Raw genomic sequence first — 16,334 nt, 5'->3', positions numbered from 1 at the left:
TCCGGGTCCCCGGTGCTGCTGCCCTGGCGCCACGAAGTAGCGGGCATCCTGATCGGGTACTTCGGCGGGCAGGAATTCGGCACCGCCCTCGCCGACATCCTGGTTGGCGAGGCCGAGCCCGGCGGCCGGCTTCCGACCACCTGGCCCGCGACCCAGGAGGACGTTCCGGTCATCAACACCACCCCGGACGCCGACGGAAAACTGGAATACACCGAAGGCATCCACATCGGCTACCGCGCCTGGCTCAAAGCCGGTGTCACGCCGGCGTATGAGTTCGGGCACGGGCTCGGCTACACCCACTGGACCCTCGACTCAGCCGAGGCCCCCGGCACCGCGGTACCCGGCGCCGTCGTTCCCCTCACCGTGACCCTGTCCAACACCGGCGACCGGCCCGGCAAGCAAGTGGTGCAGGTCTACGCCGAACGGCCCGGCTCCGTCGTGGACCGTCCCGTGCGCTGGCTCGTCGCCTCCGCGCCCGTGTGGGCCGGACCCGGCGAAACCGTCACCGCAACCCTGAATGTGCCTACCCGGCTGCTGGCCTACTGGGACAACGGCTGGAGCTACGAACCCGGGGACTACCGCCTGCGGATCGGCACCTCAGTCAACGAGCTACCGCTCGAAACCGCCCTCACCCTGACCGAAGAAACCCAGACCGACTCAAACCAGGACGGCGCTGCATGAACTTCCCTAACCCGCTGATTCCGGGCTTCAACCCCGATCCCAGCATCGTCAAGGTCGGCGAGGACTACTATCTGGCCACCTCCACGTTCGAATACCTCCCCGGCATTCCGATCTACCACAGCACCGACCTGGTCAACTGGGACCGGATCGGCCATGTGGTGGACCGGGAAGGGCAGCTCGACTCAAGGGACGTGCCCACCCTTGGCGGCGCTTGGGCGCCCACCATCCGTTTCCACGACGGCCTGTTCTACGTCGCCGTCACCGATGCCATGGCACGGGGGACCCTGGTGTTCACTGCCAAGGATCCTGTCGGTCCGTGGAGCGACGGACTCGTCATTGCGGGCGCCATCGGGATCGACCAGGATCTTGCCTGGGACGAGGACGGCACCGCCTACATGACGTATTCGGGACTCGACACAGTCACCGGGAACATCGGCGAGCACGGCGGCATCCTCCAGCTTCGCGTGGATTTGGAAGCGGGCAAGGCACTTGAGGAACCCCGGAGCGTGTGGTCCGGCACCGGCCTCATGTTCCCCGAAGCACCTCACCTGTACCGGAATGGCGACTACTGGTACCTCATGATCGCCGAAGGCGGCACCGAGCGCGGACACAGCGTCAGCATTTCCCGTGGAACGTCGCCGGCCGGTCCTTTCGAGGGCAACCCGGCCAACCCCATCTTGAGCGCCCGCAGCACCGAGCGGCCCATCCAGAACACCGGCCACGGCGACGTCGTGCAAACACCCGACGGCGGCTGGGCCATGGTGCTGTTGGGAATGCGGCCCAAGGGCATGACCCGGGCCTTCTCCGCCTTGGGCAGGGAAACCTTCATCACCCCGGTCACGTGGGAGGACGGCTGGCCCGTCGTCGAAGCGGTGATCCTCAATCCGCGCCCCGGCGGCGGCGAGTTCGAGGACAACTTTGCGGACGCCGAGCTCGACGGCGGCTGGATCGCCGTGCGGCGATTCCCCGGCACGTTCGCCTCCGTGGAGAAGAACCCCGGGCGCCTCACCCTTGTCAGCGACGGCACCAGCCTGGACGATTCCCGGCCTTCCTTCCTGGGGCGCCGCCAGCGCTACCAGGTGGAGACTATCTCTGCGCTGGTGGACACGGGATCTCCCGAGGAACTTGACCCTCTTGCCGGGAAGGGGAACGCCGGTGGACTCGCCGTCCGTTATGACGAGGCGCACCACTATTCGATCGAACTGAACGGGACTACCCTCACGGCAAGGGCCAGGATTTCCTCGATCGAACAGAGCTGGACGCGGCAGGTTCCTCCGGGGCCGCTGGAACTTCGCATCGAAACCCTCCAGCCGGATTCGGGTGTGGGCTTCGGGCATCTGAGCTCGGACACCATCGCCCTCCAGGCGGTCGTCGACGGCGAACTGGTCACCTTGGCCGAACTGGACGGCCGGTACCTCTCGGCGGAAACCGCGGCCTCCTTTACGGGACGGGTTGCCGGCGTCTTCGCGAGCCGCGGTACGGTCACGTTCGACTGGTTCCGTAGTGAAGGCCGCGAACCACACTAGGAACTCCAGCGCCCGCCCACCCACGTTCTTCCGAAAGGCCCTTCCGTGACATCAACTTCCGTGGCACCGCAGCCAGCGGGTCTCCGCCAGACTTCTGTCAGCCGGTTCAGCGCTGAGTACCGGACTGATACCGCCTTCGTGGCCAATCCGCGGCCCCGGCTCAGTTGGGTCGTCGCCACGGAGAGCACGGATTGGCAGCAGATTCGTGCTGAACTCCGGCTGACCCGTGAGGGGACTGTCGAGTCGGCAGTGCGCGAAGGCCCTGATTCGGTGCTGGTGGAGTGGCCTTTTGCGGCCATCGCCGCTGGGGAGCAGGTGGCAGTCGAGGTGCGCGTCTCGGGGAACGACGGCGGCACCACCGCTTGGAACGCACCCTTGACCTTGGTGGGCGGTTACCTTGAAGGGCCGTGGCAGGCCGAGGCCATCGGTCTGCCCGCCCCCACTGGAACGGAAATCCCGCTTGGACAGCCTGGCCAGTTGCGGTACGAATTCACGGTAGGCCAGGGCTTGGCCAAAGCCACCCTGTTCGCCACCGCGCACGGCGTCTACCAGGCCGAAATCAACGGCACAGAAGTGGATGACCACGTGCTCAAACCGGGTTGGACAGCCTACGCTGACCGGCTCAACCACGAAACCACCGACGTCACCGCGCTCCTCCAAGCGGGGGCCAACGCCATCGGTGTGTGGCTCGCGGGGGGCTGGTACGCGGAAAAGTATGGTTTCCACGGCTTCGCCAGACCGTTCTACGGCGAGCAGCCAGCCGTCAAAGTGGAACTGCGTCTTGAATACGCTGACGGTACACGGCAAACCGTGGCCAGCGGTCCGGACTGGCGGGGCACCACGGAGGGCCCACTCGTTTCCAGCGGCATCTACGCGGGGGAAGCCTTCGATGCGCGGCGCATGGAGGCCGGCTGGTCATCGCCGGGCTTCGACGATTCGCACTGGCTTCCCGCTTCCGTGGACTCCACGTCATGGGCGGAAGCAACTCCCGCCGTGGCGCCTCCGGTCCGTCGGATCGAAGAACTGCCTGTCAGGGAAGTCCTGACCACGCCTTCGGGCGCCACCGTCCTGGACTTCGGCCAGAACCTGGTGGGACGCCTGCGGATCCGGGTAAGCGGCGATGCAGGACATCGAATCACACTCCGCCATGCTGAGGTCCTGGAGGGTGGTGAACTGTCCCTTCGTCCGCTTCGCCTGGCCTCCGCTACCGACAGCTATACGCTGGCCGGCGGCGGCGCCGGGCAAAATGGCGCCGCTGAAGAAGAATGGGAGCCCCGCTTCACGTTCCACGGGTTCCGTTACGCCCAAGTAGACAACTGGCCAGGCGAGCTGGACCCGGTGGCGATCACCGCCGTCGTCATCCACAACGACATGCGACGCACCGGCTGGTTCGAATGCTCGGACGCAATGCTGAACCGGCTGCACGAGAACGCCCTGTGGGGAATGCGCGGCAACTTCCTGGCGCTGCCCACCGACTGCCCTCAGCGGGACGAGCGGCTTGGCTGGACCGGAGACATCCAGGTGTTCAGCCCCACGGCCAGCTACCTCTACGACTCCTTGGGGTTCCTCAGTTCCTGGCTGCAGGATCTCGCCATCGAGCAAAGCCACCGCAACGGCGTGGTGCCTATTGTCGTTCCGGCGGTGCTCGGCATGCTGGAATCGCCGGTGGCCGCCTGGGGTGACGCCGCCACCGTGGTTCCGTGGGTGCTCTATGAACGCTTCGGTGACCGGGGATTGCTGGGCCGGCAGTACCCAAGCATGTGCGATTGGGCCGATGCGTTGCTCCGCGTCCGGGACAGTTCGGGGTTGTGGCAGGGCCAAATGCAGCTGGGTGACTGGCTGGACCCGGCAGCACCGCCGGACAAGCCCGGCGCCGCCCGCACGCATGGCGACATCGTGGCCAGTGCCTACCTTTTCCGTTCCCTCGACCTCACGGCCAAGGCCGCGGCCGTGCTGGGCGCCGACGATGACCACGGCAAATACTCGACCCTCGCCGAAGACGTGCGCAAAGCGTTCCTGACCGAATACGTCACGCCCTCCGGCCGCATGGTTTCCGATGCGCAGACGGCCTACTCGCTGGCACTCATGTTCGGGATCAGCACGGATCCCGTCCAGCGCCAGGCACTTGGCGACCGGCTCGCAGAACTCGCCCGGCTGGGCGGCTACAGGATCGCCACCGGCTTTGTCGGCACGCCCCTCGTCGCTGACGCACTGACCGTCACCGGGCATCTGGAGGCTGCGGAGCGCTTGCTCACCCAGACCGAATGCCCCTCCTGGCTTTACCCGGTCACCCAGGGCGCCACCACCATCTGGGAACGCTGGGACTCCATCCTGGAGGACGGCAGCGTCAACCCCGGCGAAATGACCTCCTTCAACCACTACGCGCTCGGCGCCATTGCCGACTGGATGCACCGGACCGTTGCGGGCCTGGCTCCCGCGGAGCCCGGCTACCGGAAACAGCACATCGCCCCGCGTCCGCTCCACAGCCTGCAGCATGCCGGCACCTCACACGAGACGCCTTACGGGCTGGCCAGCGTGGCTTGGAAGCGTTCCGGCGAGCGAATCCTGGTGGAAGCCGTCGTGCCTCCCGGGACCACCGCCGTCGTTTCTTTGCCGGACGGATCCGAAGAGTTCGAGGTGGGATCCGGTCGGTACGCCTGGACTGTTCCCGACGCCGGGCCTGCCGCGGTGCCCGGTGCCGTGTCCCTGGACTCGCCGCTGTCCGCCATCATGGACGATCCCGAGGCCTACACGGCGGTCTGGCGGGCCATCGACGCGCACGATCCCGTCGCGGCCGCCCAATTCCGCAAGGACACCGTCTGGTACCGCCAGACATCACTGAATCAGGGGCTGATCTTCACTCCAGCGCCTATCAAGGAAGACATCGGCTCCGCATTGTCGGCACTGAGCGGCACACGCGCTGCCGTCCCGTCCCGAAACCCTGAAACGAGAAGGCAAAGATGACCACGTTCACCGCTGAAAGCCCCCTGTACTTCGTGATGCGGCACGCCGAAGGCAACCGCATCCTGAGCGAACGGGTCCCTACGCTTGTTAGCAGCCCGGCGCTGCACACGCTCTACTTCCACGAGGTAGGCACCATCCTGGGCACCGAAGACGCCCTGCAGGGGAAGACAGAGGAGGTGGAGGAGATCCTGCGCCTCCTCGGCGAGTTGGAACCCGAGGATCTTGTAGCCCAGCGCGCCGCTGAGGCGGCGGCTGATCTTCCCGCCCCGGCGGGAGACTATGAGCCTGGCTCGGTGGTGCGCGGAAGTGCGGTAGCCGCATACCCGGCGGCGGCGGCCGCCCGGGAGCGCTTCGAGCTCACCCTCGCCGGTCCCTCTCACGGCAACCCGTTCACCGACGTTGAACTCCGGGCCGTGTTCACTTCTCCATCCGGCGACACGCTCAGTGTGCCGGGTTTCTACGACGGCGACGGCGTATACAGGGTGCGGTTGTTGGTGCCGGAGGCGGGGGAGTGGTCGTTCACCACCACCAGCAACGCACGCTCGCTGGACGGGGTCGCCGGCGGGTTCACGGCCGGCGAGGCGGCTGCGGGGGCGAAGGGCGTGGTCCGGGTGGCCACGACCTTCCACTTCGCCTACGAAGACGGCACCCCGTACCTGCCCATCGGCACTACGTCCTACGCGTGGACGCATCAGGGCAACGCGCTGGAGAAGCAGACCCTGGATACTTTGGCGGCTGGTCCGTTCAACAAGATGCGCATGTGCGTTTTTCCGAAGTCCTACCTGTTCAACGAGAACGAACCGGAGTTCTACCCATTCGAAGGATCGCTCGCTACCGGCTTCGACTATGAGCGGCCCAACCCGGAGTTCTACCGGCATTTGGAACACAGGATCGGGCAGCTGGAAGAGCTCGGTATCGAAGCGGATCTGATCCTGTTCCATGCCTATGACCGTTGGGGTTTCTCCACGCTGAGCCCGGGCCAGGATGACCGCTACCTGAAGTACGTCGTAGCCCGGCTGGCTTCGCACCGGAACATCTGGTGGTCCCTGGCCAACGAGTACGATCTGTTGTTCCGCAAGACCACCGAGGACTGGGAGCGTTTCGCCGGCATCGTCCAGGCCAATGATCCCAACGGTCACCTGCTGTCCATCCACAATTGCCATGCGTTCTACGACTACTCCCGGCCGTGGATCACGCACAGCAGCATCCAACGCCAGGACGTGCACAAGACGGCCGAATTCACCGGGGAATGGCGGCACCGCTGGCAGAAACCGGTGGTCATCGACGAGTGCGCCTACGAGGGCAATATCGACCAGGGCTGGGGCAACATCACCGGAGAGGAAATGACCCGGCGGTTCTGGGAAGGGGCCGTGCGGGGCGGCTACGTGGGCCACGGTGAAACGTACATGCACCCGGCGGACGTGCTGTGGTGGGCCAAGGGCGGCGAATTCCATGGCAGCAGCCCGGATCGGATCGCCTTCCTGCGCCGCATTCTTGAGCAGACCCCAGGCGGATTCCTCGAGCCGCTACCCAGCGCCTGGGACGTCCCGACCGCCGGCATCCGGCACGAGTACGAGCTCAGCTATTTCGGTTTCAACCAGCCCACGTACCGGAACTTCGTAATGCCGGCCGGCCGCGTACACGAGGTGGACATCATCGACACCTGGAACATGACCATTGAAACCTTGCCCGATACCGTGGAAGGACGGTTCCGGCTGGAGCTCCCCGGCCGTCAGTTCATGGCAGTCAGGCTCCGGGCCGTCGCATAGCCGCCCGCCCCAGCGCCAGGCCAGGACCCAAGGCCCCGCCCCGGCCCAACTAGCTCGCACTTAATGTCGTTTTCAAGCCTCAAAACGACAACTACTGCGAGTTAGTTGGGTGCCCGCGACGCTGTCAGGGAGGGCTCTACGGGAGGGCTCTGCCCAGCAGCGTGTTCACCAAGCGCGCGGCCACCTTGGCGGTCCGCGAGTCGATATCGAACTCCGGGTTGAGCTCGGCAACGTCCAGGTGCAGGAGTTTCCCGCTCGCGCCAAGATGCTTGCACACCGCGCTGATGACGGGCAGCGGCACGCCATACGCTGCGGGGGCGCTCACTCCGGGAGCCACCGACGCCGGGAGCACGTCCAGGTCGATCGTCAGGTACGCCACATCCACCCCGTCCAAAAACGAAGCCACGAATTCCTGCACGGCCTCCGGGGAGCAGTCCTCATCCAGTAGGTACTTCACGCCCAGCCGGTCCGCCGTGTCGAAGAGGGTGCGTGTGTTGTTGGGCTCGGAGATGCCGACGACGGCGTAGTTCAGTTCGCGGCCCGCGGCGGCTTCCGCTCGAGCCATCTGCAGGAACGGCGTGCCCGAGCTCGGCACAGGCTCGTCCCGCAGGTCGAAGTGCGCGTCCAGGTTCAGGACTCCGAGGCGCTTGCCGCTTGCCACAGCCTCAGAGCCGGCCACGCCCAGGTAGCTGGCGAAAGCAGTTTCGTGCCCGCCGCCGAGCAGAACGGTGAGATTGCCGGCGTCGAGCAATTCCGAAATCACGCGGCCCGCGCGCTCCTGGCCCGCCTCCAGCGAGCCGTCCTCCACCACGACGTCGCCCGCGTCGAACACGTCCCTGTCCAGATGGAAAGCCATCGGGCCCAAAGCTTGGCGGATTGCCTCCGGCGCGGCGGCCGCGCCAATACGGCCCTTGTTGCGCCGTACGCCTTCGTCGCTGCGGAAGCCCACGACGACGGCGGGCCGGGAGCCCGCTTCCGTCCCGCCTGGGGCGGCTACATCGGGAGTGTGGGGCACCACGGCCTGCCACCAGCGGCGGTGCCCATCGCCGTCGCCGTCGAAGCGACCAGTCCACGGCGTCGGGCGGACATCGGCAACAGCGGGGGAAATCTCCATGATTCAAGCTCAGCGCATGACGGCACCCAAAAACACCGCTCGCAGGCGGAGGGTGTCCGGTATTCCGGAAAGGCCTACTTGACGCCCAGGATTTCCTCGACGGGACCGATCCCGAAGAACAGCAGGAATGCCGCGGCCACGGCCCACATGAGCGGATGGACTTCGCGGGCCCGGCCCTGGAACGTGCGGATCAGTGCGAAGGAAATGAACCCGGCTCCCAGGCCGTTGGCGATCGAGTAGGTGAACGGCATGAGGGCCATGGTCAGGAACGCAGGAATGCCGACACCCCAGTCCTGCCAGTGGATCTTGCCCACCTGGGACACCATCATGAAACCCACCACCACCAGGGCGGGGGCGACGGCCTCGAACGGGACCAGGTTGATGAGCGGGGTGAAGAACATGGCCACCAGGAACAGCAGGCCGGTCACAATCGACGCGAGGCCGGTGCGGGCACCTTCGCCGATGCCGGCGCCGGATTCCACGAAGATCTGGTTGGAGGACACGGACGAGCCGCCTCCGATGATCGCCCCGAGCGCGTCCACTTGCAGGACACGGTCCACGTTGGGGATGTTTCCATGCTTGTCGATGTTTCCTGCTTCCCTGGCCAGGCCCACCATGGTGCCCATGGCGTCGAAGAAGATGCTGAGCAGGATCACGAATGCCAACAGCGTGGCGGCGATGATGCCAAGGTGCTGGAACGCGCCGAGCGGGTTCGCCTTGCCGATGAGGGACAAGTCCGGAGCGGCCCACTCTGAGAGCTTGGGCGCAACCAGGGACCATCCACGCGGGTTGTAGGTCTTGCCGTCGAAACTCGGACCGATGTGCAGGGTGAACTCCAGGACGGCCGCGAGGGCCGTGGAGACGATGATGCCGATCAGGATGGCGCCACGCACCTTGCGGACCACCAGGGCGATGGTCAGGATGAGGCCCACGACGAACACCAGGGTGGGCCAGCCAAGCAGCTTCCCGTCGACGCCCAGGCCCAGCGGGACCGTGGTGCCCGCGGCGTCCGGGATACGGCGTACGAAGCCGGCATTGACCAGGCCGATCAGGGCGATGAAGAGGCCGATGCCCACCACGATCGCGGTCTTCAGGGCCTCAGGTACGGCTTTGAAGACCGCGGTCCGGAAACCGGTGAGCACCAGGATCAGCATGGTCAGGCCCGAAATCATCACCAGGCCCATCATGTCCGGCCACGTCAGGCCGGGGTGCGACGCAATCGTGACTGCCACGAAGGCGTTGACGCCCAGCCCGGTAGCAACGGCGAAGGGGTGCTTGGCCCAGGCTCCCATGAGGATCGTCAGGATGCCGGCTACGAAGGCCGTAGTGGCGGCGACGGCGGCAAAGCCAAGGGAAGTTCCACTCGAGTCCGCCCCGGAAAGGATCAAAGGATTGAGGACCACGATGTAGCTCATGGCAAAGAACGTCGCGAAGCCGCCTCGGATTTCTCGCGAGTAGTTGGATCCGCGTTCCGAAATCTTGAAGTAGCGGTCGATGGCTGAGCCCTGCTTGAGCATGGAAGTCTCCGGGGATCGGGGAAGTGTGCTCTCAAATCCTATGCCCGCAGCTTCGGCCCTCCCGCGAATTCGCCTAGTCTGTAAGGAATCCAACACCAAGGGAGTCACTCGCTCATGCGCCCTATCCGCCAGCTGCTGGCCGTCGTCGTCGCTTTCACAGCGGTTCTGATCTCTGCCGCCCTGTTCTCAGCGGCCCCAGCCTTCGCGCACGACGTCGCCGAGTCAACGTCACCGGCCAACGGCTCAACGGTTGCCAGCGTCCCGGACTCCGTGTCCATCACGTTCAACAACCGGCCGCTCCTGCTCGGCTCACAGATCCGGGTGAACGACGCCTCAGGCCAGAACTGGGCAGATGGTTCCGTCGAGATTGTGGACGCCGTGGTGTCGCAGAAGCTGAGGCCTGGCGCGCCTGCCGGCGCATTCACCGTCATCTGGCGAGTTGTCAGTTCGGATTCGCACCCCATCGAAGGCACCTTTACGTTCACTGCCAAAGCAGGAAGTACGACGGCGGGAAGCGGCTCCGCGAGCACCGCACCATCTGCGGAGGTGCCCACCGCCGGCACTGCCGCGCCTGGTTCGACCGCTACGCCGGAAAAGGTGCCCGATGCCTCCCAGCCGTTCCCGTGGAGCATTGTGGTCTTCGCGGTGGTGGCCGCGGGCCTGCTGGTCTTCCTGGGCATCACCGCACGACGTCGGCTGGCAGGCGGGGATTCCGGGGATGCTGATGATTCCAGCGACCCTGATAGTTCCGGGAACGACGAGGACTCGTAGGAGGTCCGCTCAAACCCTAGGCCGAGGCAGGAATTGCTGCAAAAGTACCCGTGAGGGCCCCGTGGACGCTGTCCGGGTAGACCTTGGCGGAAATCGCCTGGCCCACCACCTTGGCTTGGCGGAGGACTTCCTTTGGTGTGGGTGTGGCAAGTTCGCCGACGCCAACCAGATACATTCCAATCGCCCGCATGGCTGCGACAAGGTTCTGGCCGATGGCGATGCCGAGCTCGGCAAGAATCCGCCGCAATTGGCTCTGTCCACAGCGGGTGACAACGACGTGGTCGGCCAAGAGAACTCCGTTGGCGGTGTGGACGACCCACTGGTACGAGGCTACGCCCGAGGAAGCCACGCCTGGTGCTGCCAGATCCGGTCCGGCGGGGCTGGAAAGCCCGGAGCCGGAAGCTACCGATCCGGAAATCACGGTCCCGACGGCAGCTTCGTCCACGCGATCAAGGCGATCCAGGCGGACGGCTCGCGTGGTGCTCCGCACATCGAGCCCGTGACTGGCTGCGTAATTGCGCAGGTGCCGCAGGATTTCGCTGCGCTCCTGGAGGCATGCGGCATCGGCGGCGTCGCAGCGCTGGAGGATGCCGGTGTTGAGCGGCAGTAGAGGTCCGGGGACATGCATTCCGTCCACCACGATGGCGTCTACGCCGTAGCGGCTGAGTTCGCTGGCCACGGCAAGGCCGGGCATGCCGGCACCGATGACCACGGTGGTGGTGCGTTCCGTACTCGCAGCAGGCATGGTGGACACAGCTTGGCTCCTCTTTGAAGGTGCGTTGCCAAAGGCAACACCGGGGTGGCGTCCGGGTCCCCAAGCGGTCGCGAATGATGGCCGTTGATGTGTTGAAAAACACGATCCCCGGTCACCAGTGCCTCGAACATTACAGAAGAAATCACGTGGTGGATAGCCCCGGCATCGGCATGTCCGCCGATGCGTTTTTCGCGCCCCGATTCGGCAGATTCCCACGCCCCCGCGCGGCTTTCCACCTACGCTTCTTCCGGCTTGATTCGGCCCTTGCAAACGAGAATAGTGAGCATTGGAGACCGCAACTCACGGCAGTCAAGCGAGAAACACGTTGTGGGCGCGGCCTCTGGCAGAATAGCCGCAACATCAGCCAGCAGTGCGAGGAGGCAGGCCCCATGGACCAGCACGGCAAACACTCTGAGAACCATCGACCAGAGACCGAAGGCAATGCAGAGGAAGCATCCATTGCGCCCGGCGGAATTGTGGTGGGAGTTGACGGCAGCGAACACGGCCAATGCGCCCTCATTTGGGCCGCCCGGGAGGCCGAACGCAGGCAACTTCCCCTGCATGTAGTGACGGCCTACTCCGTGCCCATCTTCGCGGCTTCCGGCCTGGACGGCGGCTACGCAACAGTGGATGACTCCGTTATCCGGGACGGCGCCGAAGCAATCGTCAAGCAGGCCCTTGAGAAGGTCTCCGGCTACGCCATCGACGTCGATGGCTCGGTGGAGAACGGCGATGCCTCCGGCGTGCTGCTCGATCTGTCCGAAACGGCCGAGCTCCTGGTCTTCGGCACCCGGGGACGCGGCGGATTCGTGGGCAGGCTCCTGGGCTCCGTGAGCAGCGCCCTGCCGGCGCACTCCAAGTGCCCCACCGTGACAGTCCCGCTCTTCTGCGCGGACCGATTGGGTGAAACTACCGAGGACAAGCACATCAAGGCCGAGCGCGCGAAGGTCGGCTCCCGTGTGATCGAGAATGTGGTCGCAGTCGGCGTGGACGGCTCGGAACAAGCCCGTGTTGCCGTCCTGGAAGCCGCAGAGCAGGCCCAACGCATGGGCGCCAAGCTGCGAGTCATCTGCGCCGTACCCGAGTACAGCGGCTCCCTGGCGTGGGTTCCAGCACCCCTGGACCGGGAGGCACTCTTCAAGGACATCAGGGTTCAGCTCGACGCAGGCCTGGCGTGGCTCAAGAGCCACTTCCCCAAGCTTCCAGCGGAAACCCAACTCCTTGACGGTTCGCCCGTGGAAGTTCTCGTGGAAATGAGCCGCAGCGTCGAACTTGTGGTGCTGGGCACGCGCGGGCGGGGAGGCTTCGCAGGAATGCTCCTCGGATCGACGTCGGATGGAGTCCTGCACCATGCCAAAGGGCCCGTGCTGGTTGTTCCCGACCGCGAGGACCCCAGGCTGGCGGACCGGGTCAAATTCGGTCCGATGCTCGCCGCATAACAGGCAAACCCAAGGACCGGTGGACGCAAGCGGACAGCAATGGTGAAGCACGCACAGCCCGGAGAGGCATCGCGCTTGATCGTCGAGCTGCGCCGGATCCGGGCAACCATGCTTCCAGAGGTCGGCGGCAAGGCGGCCAATCTCGGCGAGCTGATCTGGGCGGGACTTCCGGTCCCGCCCGGGTTTTGCCTGACCACCGAGGCATACCGGCGCGCGCTTCAGCCCGATGCCGGCTCCGGGTCGGCGCTCGCGGACATTCTCCGTGGCCTTGAGGCCGTGGAATCCGGTGACCTTGAGGGGCTCGCTTCCCTCGCGACCCGCGCCAGGGAAGCTGTGCTCGACGCCGGGATCCCGGCCGACGTTGAAGACGCCGTCCGCTCGGCCTACTCCGCGCTGGGCCCGGAAGTCCCGGTGGCCGTCAGGTCCTCTGCCACGGCCGAGGACCTGCCCTTTGCGAGTTTCGCCGGCCAGCAGGACACCTACCTGAACGTCGTGGGGGCCGACGCCGTGCTGCAGGCCGTCCGGAAGTGCTGGGCGTCCCTGTGGACGGACCGGGCGGTCAGCTACCGGGCAAGCAACGGGATCGACCACGCCGCGGTGACGCTCGCCGTCGTCGTCCAACGGATGGTGGATGCTGAGACCGCAGGTGTGTTGTTCACCGCCAATCCGGTCACCGGGCGGCGCCGCGAAGCAGTGATCGACGCCAATCCCGGGCTCGGTGAGGCCGTGGTTTCCGGCGCGGTGAATCCGGACCACTTTGTGGTGGATTCCCTCACCGGCAGGATCACGGAACGAAGGATCGGCGACCGGAAGCTGGTGATTCGCTCCATTCCCGGAGGCGGGACCGAAAGGCTCGACGCGACGGCGCGGGCAGAAGACGGAACCGCCGGGGATGCCTGCCTTGCCGACTCCCAGATCAGGGCGCTCGCTGTCCTCGGCCAGCGCGTCGAGGAGCATTACGGAGCACCGCAGGACACCGAATGGGCCATCGATGGCGACGGCAAACTGTGGCTCACCCAGGCCCGCCCCATCACCACGCTCTACCCGCAAATGACCCGCCAACCCGCAGTTCCCGGTCCGCATGCGTACCTTTGCTTCAGCCTCGCCCAAGGACTCACCCGTCCCCTGACTCCCATGGGCCTCGCGGGTATCAGGCTCATGGGGTCCTCGGTAGCCGGCGCGGCGGGATTCCGGGTTCCCGAACCGCGGGACGGGCCTTCGCCTTACTACGAGGCAGGGCAGCGGATCTATTTTGACCTCACTTCGGTGTTCCGAAGCAAGGCCGGGAGGGCCATCGTGCCCAGGATCTTCGACGTCATGGAATCACGTTCGGCGGCCATCATGCGCGCCCTGTTCGAGGACCCGCGCTTCGCCGTCACCGGCAAGACGCCCTTCAAGCTGCTCAGGCACGTTGCCCCGATCGTGCTCCGCTTCCGCCTTCCTGGGATCCTGCTGCGCGCCCTCTTTCGGCCGGACGTTGCCCTCGACAAGGTGGAACGGCTGGGCGAGAACCTGAAGGCCACGCATGAAGTCCCCGCCAATGCCACTCCCCGTGAAAAGCTGGACAACGCCGAACGCATACTCGGCGAGGAATTGTTCCCCATACTGCCCAATATCCTGCCACCGGTAGCGCTCGGGTTTGCGATGATCGGGGTTGTCCGCAAGATACTCGGCGAACAGGCCTCCTGGGGTGAACTCCAAACCATCATCCGCGGCCTGCCCAACAACGTCACCACTGAAATGGACCTTGACCTGTGGCGGCTTTCGAGCAGCATCCGCGAAGATCCCGCTTCCGCTGAGGCCTTTACCGGCGGCGAGCCCGCTGCGCTCGCGGAGCGCTACCGCCACGGCGGGCTGCCGGTCGTCGCGCAGTCGGGATTGGCCTCGTTCCTGCGCGACTACGGGCACCGGGCCATCGCGGAAATCGACCTGGGCATGCCTCGCTGGTCCGACGACCCCACCCACATCATCGGAGTCCTGGTCAATTACCTTCGCCTCGATGATCCCCGCTTGGCGCCGGACAAACAGTTCGAAAATGCTGCCCACGACGCCGAGGAGCAGGTCGCCGTGCTGGTGGCCCGTGCGAGGTCCAAGAGTCCGTTGCACGCCTTGATCGTGAAAATGGCCCTTGAACGGACACGCATGTTTGCGGGACTCCGTGAGCTTCCGAAGTACCACCTCGTGCGTGGCTTCGCCGCGGTCCGCGCCCAGCTTTCGGAAGTAGGGGAGGCCTTGGCGGACGCGGGAGTCATCGATGACGCCGGCGACGTCTTCTTCCTGGATTTCAACGACGCCCGCCTCGGCTTGGACGGCAAGGATCTCCACGATCTGGTGGCGCAGCGGCGCGAGGCCTACGAGCTTGAACTCAAGCGCCGGCACGTGCCACGCGTGCTGCTCTCCGACGGCACCGAGCCGGAAGCCCTGCCCGCCGGTTTCCTGAACAGCGGGACAGGGGCTGCAGCGCGGGGCGGCGCGGTGCCGGACGGCATGCTGCAGGGAACCCCGGCTTCGGCGGGAACGGTGACGGCAGTGGCCAGGGTGATCATGGACCCGGTGGGCGCGCATCTCGAACCCGGAGAAATCCTGGTGGCGCCCTCCACGGATCCCGGCTGGACGCCCCTCTTCCTGACTGCCGGGGGACTCGTGATGGAGATGGGCGGCCCCAACTCACATGGTGCCGTCGTGGCCCGTGAGTATGGGATTCCCGCAATCGTGGGCGTCCCGGATGCCACGTCCCGCATCAGTTCAGGCCATACGATCACGGTGGACGGTGCCGCGGGGACGGTGGCTATCTAGGTGAGACCGTGGGCGTGGTCCGGAAGCTGCGTTCCGGAACGCAGCCAGCGGCCCGCGCCCACGATCCCGACGCTTTAAGCGTGCTGGTGGGTTTCGTGCGCCGAGTGGCCGGCAGGTTCCAGTTGGAAGGTGCAGTGCTCGGTGTCGAAATGCGAGCCAAGGCAGGAACCGAGTTGGTCCAAGAGTCGGTCGGCGCCGGTGGCGTCCAGGATCCGGTCCTCAACCACCACGTGGGCCGAGAAGACCGGAACGCCCGAGGTGATGGTCCAGATGTGGATATCGTGAACGGCCACCACGCCCTCAACGGAGAGGATGTGCTCGCGGATTATTTTGACTTCGACACCCTTGGGCGTGGCCTCCAGCAGGACATCGACCACGTCGCGCAGCAGGTGCCAGGCCCGGGGCAGGATCATGAGCGAAATCAGGATGGAGGCGATGGGGTCAGCCGCGCGGAAATCGGTGACCATGATGACAACCGCCGCGACGATCACCGCGAACGAACCCAAAAGGTCGCCGAGGACTTCAAGGTAGGCCCCGCGGACGTTCAGGCTCTCCTTCTGCGCCCCACGCAGGATCAGGAGCGAGACCAGGTTGGCCACGGCACCCAGGATGGCCGCAAAGAGCATGACGTCGGTGCGGATTTCCGGTGCCTCCCCGAAACGGCGGATTGCCTCGATGAAGATCACCACTGAGATCACGATCAGGATGAGGGCGTTGGCCAGTGCGGCCAGGACCTCGGCACGCTGGTACCCATAGGTGCGTTGATCACTCGCCGGCCGGGTGGCTATCCAGGCGGCAAGCAACGCGATGAAGACCCCAGCGGCGTCGGAGAGCATGTGGCCCGCGTCAGCCAGCAGCGCCAGGGAACCGGAGACGACGGCGCCCGCCACCTGGACGAGGACTACCCCGAGAGTGATGGCCAGGACGGCGACCAGCCGCTTCCGATGCTTGCCGGTTGCGGTGACGCCGTGCGAGTGGTCGTGATCGTGCCCCATGCCTACAA

At 65.7% G+C, this 16,334-nt stretch carries 11 protein-coding genes; 7 read left to right on the top strand and 4 right to left on the bottom strand.

What is annotated here, in order from left to right; genetic code table 11:
• The 4 genes from AB4Z38_RS15635 to AB4Z38_RS15620 form a co-directional block, all read left to right on the top strand.
• Positions 1–681 (top strand): glycoside hydrolase family 3 C-terminal domain-containing protein (locus AB4Z38_RS15635; RefSeq protein WP_441430547.1); only part of this gene is annotated, 681 nt, incomplete at its 5' end.
• Positions 678–2,207 carry a family 43 glycosylhydrolase gene (locus AB4Z38_RS15630; protein ID WP_441430546.1) on the top strand — a complete coding sequence of 510 codons (1,530 nt, stop codon included), beginning with the start codon at positions 678–680 and terminating at the stop codon, positions 2,205–2,207. The genes AB4Z38_RS15635 and AB4Z38_RS15630, both read left to right, overlap by 4 nt.
• A 45-nt stretch (positions 2,208–2,252) precedes the next feature.
• Entirely contained in the window at positions 2,253–5,171 is a 2,919-nt protein-coding gene (locus AB4Z38_RS15625; protein ID WP_441430545.1) for a family 78 glycoside hydrolase catalytic domain, read from the top strand.
• A complete protein-coding gene (locus AB4Z38_RS15620) occupies positions 5,168–6,940 on the top strand; it encodes a DUF5605 domain-containing protein (protein WP_441430544.1) in 1,773 nt (590 codons plus the stop codon). Before AB4Z38_RS15625 ends, AB4Z38_RS15620 begins: the two co-directional genes overlap by 4 nt.
• A gap of 136 nt (positions 6,941–7,076) precedes the next feature.
• Here the strand turns inward: AB4Z38_RS15620 and hutG are convergent, their stop codons facing one another.
• Positions 7,077–8,054, bottom strand: a complete 978-nt coding sequence (gene hutG / locus AB4Z38_RS15615) for a formimidoylglutamase (protein ID WP_441430543.1) — start codon at positions 8,052–8,054, stop codon at positions 7,077–7,079.
• Between the two features lie 74 nt (positions 8,055–8,128).
• Positions 8,129–9,571: an NCS2 family permease gene (locus AB4Z38_RS15610; protein ID WP_441430542.1), complete on the bottom strand. Its 1,443-nt coding sequence runs from the start codon at positions 9,569–9,571 to the stop codon at positions 8,129–8,131.
• 114 nt (positions 9,572–9,685) lie between these two features.
• On the opposite strand from AB4Z38_RS15610, the gene AB4Z38_RS15605 reads away from it, so the two are divergent.
• Positions 9,686–10,342, top strand: a complete 657-nt coding sequence (locus AB4Z38_RS15605; RefSeq protein WP_441430541.1) for a copper resistance CopC family protein — start codon at positions 9,686–9,688, stop codon at positions 10,340–10,342.
• 16 nt (positions 10,343–10,358) lie between these two features.
• Here the strand turns inward: AB4Z38_RS15605 and AB4Z38_RS15600 are convergent, their stop codons facing one another.
• Positions 10,359–11,087, bottom strand: coding sequence for an FAD-binding protein (locus tag AB4Z38_RS15600; RefSeq protein ID WP_441430549.1), 729 nt, complete (start codon positions 11,085–11,087; stop codon positions 10,359–10,361).
• Positions 11,088–11,485: 398 nt separating this feature from the next.
• Here AB4Z38_RS15600 and AB4Z38_RS15595 point away from each other — a divergent pair, with 398 nt between their 5' ends.
• Together AB4Z38_RS15595 and AB4Z38_RS15590 are read left to right on the top strand one after the other, a co-directional pair.
• On the top strand, positions 11,486–12,535 hold the full coding sequence (locus AB4Z38_RS15595) for a universal stress protein (RefSeq protein ID WP_441430540.1): 1,050 nt from the start codon (positions 11,486–11,488) through the stop codon (positions 12,533–12,535).
• A gap of 39 nt (positions 12,536–12,574) precedes the next feature.
• Complete coding sequence (locus AB4Z38_RS15590) at positions 12,575–15,331, top strand: PEP/pyruvate-binding domain-containing protein (RefSeq protein WP_441430539.1); 2,757 nt, start codon at positions 12,575–12,577, stop codon at positions 15,329–15,331.
• Between the two features lie 74 nt (positions 15,332–15,405).
• On the opposite strand, the gene AB4Z38_RS15585 is transcribed toward AB4Z38_RS15590, so the two are convergent.
• Positions 15,406–16,326 (bottom strand): cation diffusion facilitator family transporter, encoded by a 921-nt coding sequence (locus AB4Z38_RS15585; RefSeq protein WP_441430538.1) that lies wholly within the window; start codon positions 16,324–16,326, stop codon positions 15,406–15,408.
• Positions 16,327–16,334 lie beyond the last annotated feature (8 nt).

This window comes from Arthrobacter sp. 2RAF6 (genome assembly GCF_052115205.1).
Lineage (GTDB): Bacteria > Actinomycetota > Actinomycetes > Actinomycetales > Micrococcaceae > Arthrobacter.
This window is presented reverse-complemented; position numbering and strand designations above follow the sequence as displayed.